6 protein-coding genes and 1 pseudogene are annotated in these 6,011 nt (G+C 65.1%); all 7 read right to left on the bottom strand.

Features of this window, described 5'->3' with window-relative positions; all coding sequences use genetic code 11:
* Positions 1-219, bottom strand: a pseudogene (locus tag BM186_RS25715) (hypothetical protein); the annotation flags it as partial.
* Positions 220-267: 48 nt separating this feature from the next.
* Positions 268-1,197 carry a phage capsid protein gene (locus BM186_RS25710; RefSeq protein WP_074919248.1) on the bottom strand — a complete coding sequence of 310 codons (930 nt, stop codon included), beginning with the start codon at positions 1,195-1,197 and terminating at the stop codon, positions 268-270.
* A gap of 10 nt (positions 1,198-1,207) precedes the next feature.
* Positions 1,208-1,588: a DUF2190 family protein gene (locus tag BM186_RS25705; RefSeq protein ID WP_074919245.1), complete on the bottom strand. Its 381-nt coding sequence runs from the start codon at positions 1,586-1,588 to the stop codon at positions 1,208-1,210.
* Positions 1,585-2,820, bottom strand: a complete 1,236-nt coding sequence (locus tag BM186_RS25700) for a phage protease (RefSeq protein WP_244157413.1) — start codon at positions 2,818-2,820, stop codon at positions 1,585-1,587. Before BM186_RS25700 ends, BM186_RS25705 begins: the two co-directional genes overlap by 4 nt.
* A gap of 247 nt (positions 2,821-3,067) precedes the next feature.
* Positions 3,068-3,637 (bottom strand): phage virion morphogenesis protein, encoded by a 570-nt coding sequence (locus tag BM186_RS25695; protein WP_074919243.1) that lies wholly within the window; start codon positions 3,635-3,637, stop codon positions 3,068-3,070.
* Entirely contained in the window at positions 3,637-4,851 is a 1,215-nt protein-coding gene (locus tag BM186_RS25690) for a phage head morphogenesis protein (RefSeq protein ID WP_074919241.1), read from the bottom strand. Before BM186_RS25690 ends, BM186_RS25695 begins: the two co-directional genes overlap by 1 nt.
* Positions 4,851-6,011 (bottom strand): DUF935 domain-containing protein (locus tag BM186_RS25685; protein WP_074919239.1); only part of this gene is annotated, 1,161 nt, incomplete at its 5' end. The genes BM186_RS25685 and BM186_RS25690, both read right to left, overlap by 1 nt.

Below are 6,011 nucleotides of genomic sequence, written 5' to 3'. Positions count from 1 at the left end.
CTCGGTGAGCGGCTTCAGGCCGGTTTCGCCACCGCCGAAGACGATCGGATCTTCGGCCGGCGCCTCCTGCTCGTTGATCAGCCGGTCCGCCTCGGCCTGGGCTTCTTCCTTGTTGCCAATGAACTCACCGACGCGCTCGCCTGCAGCGTTCTTCACGCCATAGCGGCCGCCAGAAATGTGGTAGGCGACGAACGCCAGCACGGCTTGATCTTTCGACATGGTGCACTCCGCAGGCGGCCGGATCGGCCGCCCTTGTCAGGTGGTCGGTCAGTTGGCGACGGCGTTCTCGAAGAAGTAGCCGAGGTCAGGCGCGGTGATCAGCTCCTTGACCGACTCGCCCACCCGCACACGTTGGCCACCGCGAAGGCCGATATCGCCGTCGAACTGCGAACCGCCGATGCGGCCACCCCACTGAGCGGTAAAGCCGAAGGTGGTGCCGTTCTGCGTGTCAGCCAGACGATCACGGTAGATGAACGCCGCATGCGGGCCCCAGGCACGGATCAGGTTGGCGGCTTGCCCTGGTCGAGCGATATTCAGCTTGGCTTCACCGACATAGATCGCTTCCAGCTCCAGCAAGTCAGCCAAGAACTGCATCGGCACCATGCCTTCATCGCCGGCAGTTCCGTTGTAGGCCTTGACCACTTTCGGGTGGCGACGCAACCAGGTGCTGGTGCGCCGGCCCAGCACACCGATGTTCGGACGCATCACCACGCTGTCCAGCGCATCGGTGATCACCGGGATCGGGTTGCTGGTAGCGTCACTCCATTGGCTGGAACCGCTCAGCGTGGTGCGGTTGCCTGCTGCATAGCTGGCGTTGCTGAAAACGGTGCTGCTGGTACGCGCTTCGCGATCGAGCAGGATCAGGTTGCTCACCAGCTCAGCGGCACGGCCCAGCGGGTCTTGATTCGGTGCCGCGTTCTCGATGTCGCTGTTCGGTACCGGAGCATCCAGGCCGTGATCCTCGGTACTGCTGGTTACTTCGGTACCCGAGAACTCGACCTGGTTTGGTGCGGACTTACGCCCGACCAGGGTGGATGGCACGGTGAAACCTTCACGCAGGTCGTACTTGGTGTACTTGAACTCCTGCTTGCCCACCGGCACACGCGGCAGGACGTCATCCGCAATCATGCGGTTGTTGCGGTAGGCGATAGCGATCGCCGTCAGCTCGGGAGTAATCGGAAACGATGCCTTGCTCATGTGCTGCTCCTTACGCGGACAGGGCCAGGAGACCCGGCGCAATTTGAACGGAACCGATATCGCCCACCACACCGCTCACCTCGGCAAAGCCGATGATGTAGGTGTCAGCTGCGACGGGAAGGGTTGCGGCGATGGCGCGGCCGGTCGAGTCAGCCGTCAGCGGGTCGCCACGGGTGATGGTGCCGCCATACAGAACCGGAGCCAGGCCGGTGCGAACTGCGTCGACGACCTCACCCGAGTCGCTGTCGATATCGGTGCTAACGCCTAGCAGGCGCGCACTGCCGTCGGCTGCCTGGATGGCTACACCATCAGCAGTTCCATCAGTGAGAATGCGGCGCGCGAGGATGGCTGCGCCGGCACGGAATGCGGTCGTGAGTCCAGTAATGTTCATTTCGCCCCCTGGGTGACATGGCTCACCGCCTGGCTGATGCTGATTTCTCGGCCAGCCTGGCGTTGCTCGGTTTGATAGGCCGTTGCTTTGGCGGCAATGGCGTTGGCGTCGTCGACATCGAGGTCGCGACCGGTCGAGCGGCTCTTCTCACCGAACTCAACCTGCGGCGGCAGGCTGTCCAGAAAGTCGCGCAGTACTTCTTCGCCACCTTTGGTCACCTGCTGGTCGCCCTCGGCGAACTCCAGCGGCGCCGCCGGCAGGCTGAGCATCAGCTCGACCATGGGCAGTTTCTGGCGCGGCAGCAGCTTGCCCTGGGCCACCAGGCCCTCGGCGAACTCGGTCGCGTTGGTGCGTTTCTCGTCAGCCTCACGCTTGGCGATCAACGCCTCGCTTTCGGCCACCTTGCGTTCGCGCGCGGCGAGCTGCTCTTCGCGTTCAGCGTCGGACATGGTTGGTTCCTGCTGGGTGGGTTGTTCGAGCACGTCGGCATCTGCCGCCGACGTGGCCTTGCCGCCTCCTGGGGGGGCGTTGTCGGGCTCGGCCGCAGCGGCGGCAGATGCCGCTGCGGCTTCAGCGCCAGCTTCGGTGGGTTGTTCTGAGAATGAGGTGAAGCCGCCGGCGCCCAGCTTGTCGTCGGCGCGGCGGCGAGCGTCTTCTTCGATGCTCTGCAGCTGCCAGTTCGGGATCAGCTGATCGGCACGCTCGGCACCCTCCCGCTCGACGAAGTAATCGCGCATGCGCCGCAGGATGTCGGTGAGCCCCGTAAGGGCGTAGGGCGGCTCGGCGAACTCCAGGGCAAGACCGCCATCGTCCTCGGCGAAGTTCAGCTCGGCATCCGGGATGCCCTTGATGGCCGGCGGCATGGCGCCCAGGAAGCCGATATGGCGCAGGTAGTGTTTGCCCGGTACCGGGTTGCCCGGCGAGTCCGGCAGGTACACCGAGGCCGACCGCTTCTTGTACATCTTGCGGTTGGCCGCTTCGGCGAACTCGGGCACTACCTGGTGCGGCTCGGCGAACAACATGCCTTCGCGCATCTCCAGACTCTTGGCCCAGCCATACGCCGGGCCGTTGAGCTTCGGGTGACCAATGACGAGGGGCGCCTCGTGCAGGGCGGGATCGTAGCTGTCGACGATCTCCTGCAGGATGGCTTCGGTAAATTCCACCGGGCGGCCGTCGAGAGCGATGTGACGACCGGCGGGCAGAATGGGCAGCGTTGCGGTTGGCTTGTTCATACCGCCAGATTGGGGCGGTATCGCGCGGGAATCTTTTCGGCTAGCCGAAAAAGAGAAGCCCCTCGGTTTGGATGCCGAGGGGCCTTTTCTACGAGAACACGGCAAGGGTGTCGGTGGCAATGCCCCCAGGCGTGTTTATAAACGCCCAAAACGCGCTGACAAGGCCGCTGCTCGATGCGCTGAGTACAACGCCAGCAGTAAAACGCCCTATAGGGCCTCCTGGCGCGTTTCTGGCGGTTTTAGATTTTCACTCGGAAAACTGGCTGATGTACTTCAAAACTCGCTGCAGGATCTGCTCATCGTCTTCGGGTGACGTACCCAGCCATGGCCGTGCCGGCATGTTGATGGTGTACGGACCCACCTTCACGTCCTGGGCGAAGTTGCTCTTGTCCTTGCGCACGAACTGACGACCGATCTCGCCACCCTTGCCCTGGCGGAAGTAGACCGTAGCCGCGCGTGCCTGGCGCTCGATCTTGCCACCGAAGTGGTGGATGGCCGCATAGGGCCGGTCGCTACCGAACAGCAGGTCATCGCCGTCGGTCTGGTAACGCAGGCCACCACTTAGGCTTACCGCACCGGCACCGAGTACCAGGATCTTGTCTTTGTTCTTGGGCTTGCGCTTCAGGTAGCCGGGGCTCAGCGCCTGCCAGGCCGCCCCATCGGGTGACTCTTGGGCCCGGAAGCGCCGCTGGTGGATGATCAGCAGCAGCTCACCGATATCACGCTGCAGCGGCGTTGGGTCGGCCAGCGCCGCTCCCATGGCCTGCATCGCGCGTAGCGCATCACCGGCGACGTACTCCAGCGTTACCCCAGCCATCAGATCGAGCCCTCCAGCAGCTGCAGCGTGCCGGCGGCGATATCGCCAGTCAGATCCGCCGTGTTCATCATCGCTGCGCCCACAACGCTGGGCCCGGTGCTGGCCACCGCCACGCGCACCACCTCACGCTGCGCGCTGCCTCCAGTGCTGGCCACGTACAGCAGCAGCTGCTGCAGCGGGTCTAGCAGCACCGCTGCAGGTCGAGCCAGGATGATTGGCAGGCGGGTCAAGGTCGCACGGGTGACACTGGCCGCAGCGTCCTGCAGCACACTGCGGGCGAACGCCGTACCTGCGCGCACCAGCGGGCTCTGCAGCTCGACCAACGCCACGGCTGCCTCGGTGACGGCCGGCGCCAGTGAGCCAACCACAAGTTGCCGATCGACCACCGGGCCGGTCGCCCTGGATGCGACATCGAGCAGCTTCGACCAATCGTCGCGAAGGGCCACCGTCACTGCTGGGCGCTGCAGCAGTTGCTCATTCATCCGCGCCGCCGGCTCGGCCGGCAGCCTGACGGTCTTCTCCAGGGCGCCTTGCACCTGTTGCCCGAACACACTGCGCCCTGGTGCGTAGCCCCAGCCTGGGTCGATGCCTTCCGGCACCTGCACCACCTGACCCTTGAACACGATGCCGCGCACGTTGCTGGCCGGCGCCTCGTCCGGGCCACTCTTGCCCAGGTAGCGCTGCAGCTCATCCAGGCTATAGGCGGTGACGAAGCAGCAGCAGCCCCAGCCGTTCGGCGGGTAGTGCAACTGCCACCACGGGTTGTCCGCATGGATGGCCAGGCTGTCCCACAGCAGATGCAGCTCGCGCGGCGTTTCCACCGCATCGCTGTGGTTGTAGACCCAGAACGGCCGCTCGGCCTTCACCGCCTGCAGCTGGGCATAGCGGCCGGCTGCGTAACTGGTGCGCAGGTTGGTCTCGTAGATCACCCGCGCGCGCCACTCGCGGCCGCCATCCGGCTCCCACCCGTAGTTGTCCAGGACGGCGAAGTAGTCCTCGCGAAAGTCCTGCAGGGTGGTGCCATCGCTGATCGCGCGGTTGATGATCGCGTGCAGATCCGCCACCAGGTCGACGCGATGCGCGCCGGCACTGACGAAGCTCTGATCATGCGCGGCGCCCTGGACCCGCCAGTAGTCGACCACGGGCTGCTTGGCCCGCATGAAGTCGATCTGCTCACGAAACGACAGGCTCCCGTAGCTGGCGGCGGTGGCCATCAGCTGTTACCTCGGGCCGCAAGCTCGTCCTGGACGTCGTTGCGCCCGGCCAGGTGCGCGGCCTCTAGGGCCAGGCCCATCGCCGCCGCATACTCGTCCATGCCCAGCTCGGGCGCAGCGGCCAGCAGCTTCTCGCGCAGATCCTCGACGCTGGTGGCGCTTTCGAAGATCTCCTGCAGGCGCGTACCCCAACCACCAACAGCCGCTCGCAGATCCTGCGCCAGGCGCGGCGCCATGGCCGCAGCCGGGTCGCGCGGCGTCTTGCCCTCGGCGAACTCGGCAGCAGGTGGCTGGGCGCCATTGGGTGGCGTTTGCTCCTGCAGCTGGATGCCGTAGGTCTCCTGCACGTAGCCCAGGGTCGGCTTGTAGCCAGTCATGCGCGAGATCTTCTCGTCGCGGCTAGCGCGGGCGTCCATGTCCTCGGGCTCCTCGACCACGCGATACACGCGCGGCGGCATCGCATCCGGGAAGTTCCAGGCAGTCAGCCAGCGGGCCGGTCCCATGTTGAAGCTCTCGCACACCAGGTCGGCATCGGCCTTGATCAGATCGAGGCGCACGTCGCCTTGCAGCTCATCGTTGCCCAGTCGCCCCGGCGTGCCCTGGCTGCTGGCAGTCTGGCCCAGCACTACCTTGGCGATCGCTGCGTCCCAGGTGTCATGGTTGGCCTGGTAATCAGCGGAACCGGAGCGCCCTGCAGAGAGCAGCTCGATCAGCATGCCCTCGGGGATGATGATGCCCGAGTCGGCCTGAATGGCATGCACAGCCTGCAGCAGCTTGTCCTGCTCTTCGGGTGTGGCGTTCTTGCCGTAGGTGCCCTTGGCCGTGGGCATGCCGAACTTCTCCAGGAAGATCATCCAGAACTTGATGCCATTGCGCTTGAAGAACACCGGCCAGTAGAGCCAGTGCGCCAGGCCCAGGCCATAGGGCTCGTCATCGTTGTCGGCGCCGGTGCTGAAGTGCCAGAAGTACGGGGCCGGGGCCGGCTCCCCCAGGGTCATGTTGTTCGGCGTCAGCAGGCGCAGCGCGCCGTCCTGGTCGTAGCGGAAGCGACGGCGGTTGCGCACCTTGATCGCGTCCAGAGTGATGTAGCGGTCGTCTCGGCCATAGATCAGTTCGGCCACGGCATAGCCGTAGTACACGCCGAACAGCATCTTCTTGGT

The organism is Ectopseudomonas toyotomiensis, from assembly GCF_900115695.1.
Lineage (GTDB): Bacteria > Pseudomonadota > Gammaproteobacteria > Pseudomonadales > Pseudomonadaceae > Aquipseudomonas > Aquipseudomonas toyotomiensis.
Note: the sequence above shows the minus strand (reverse complement) of the source record. Positions and strands in the feature narration are given on the sequence as shown.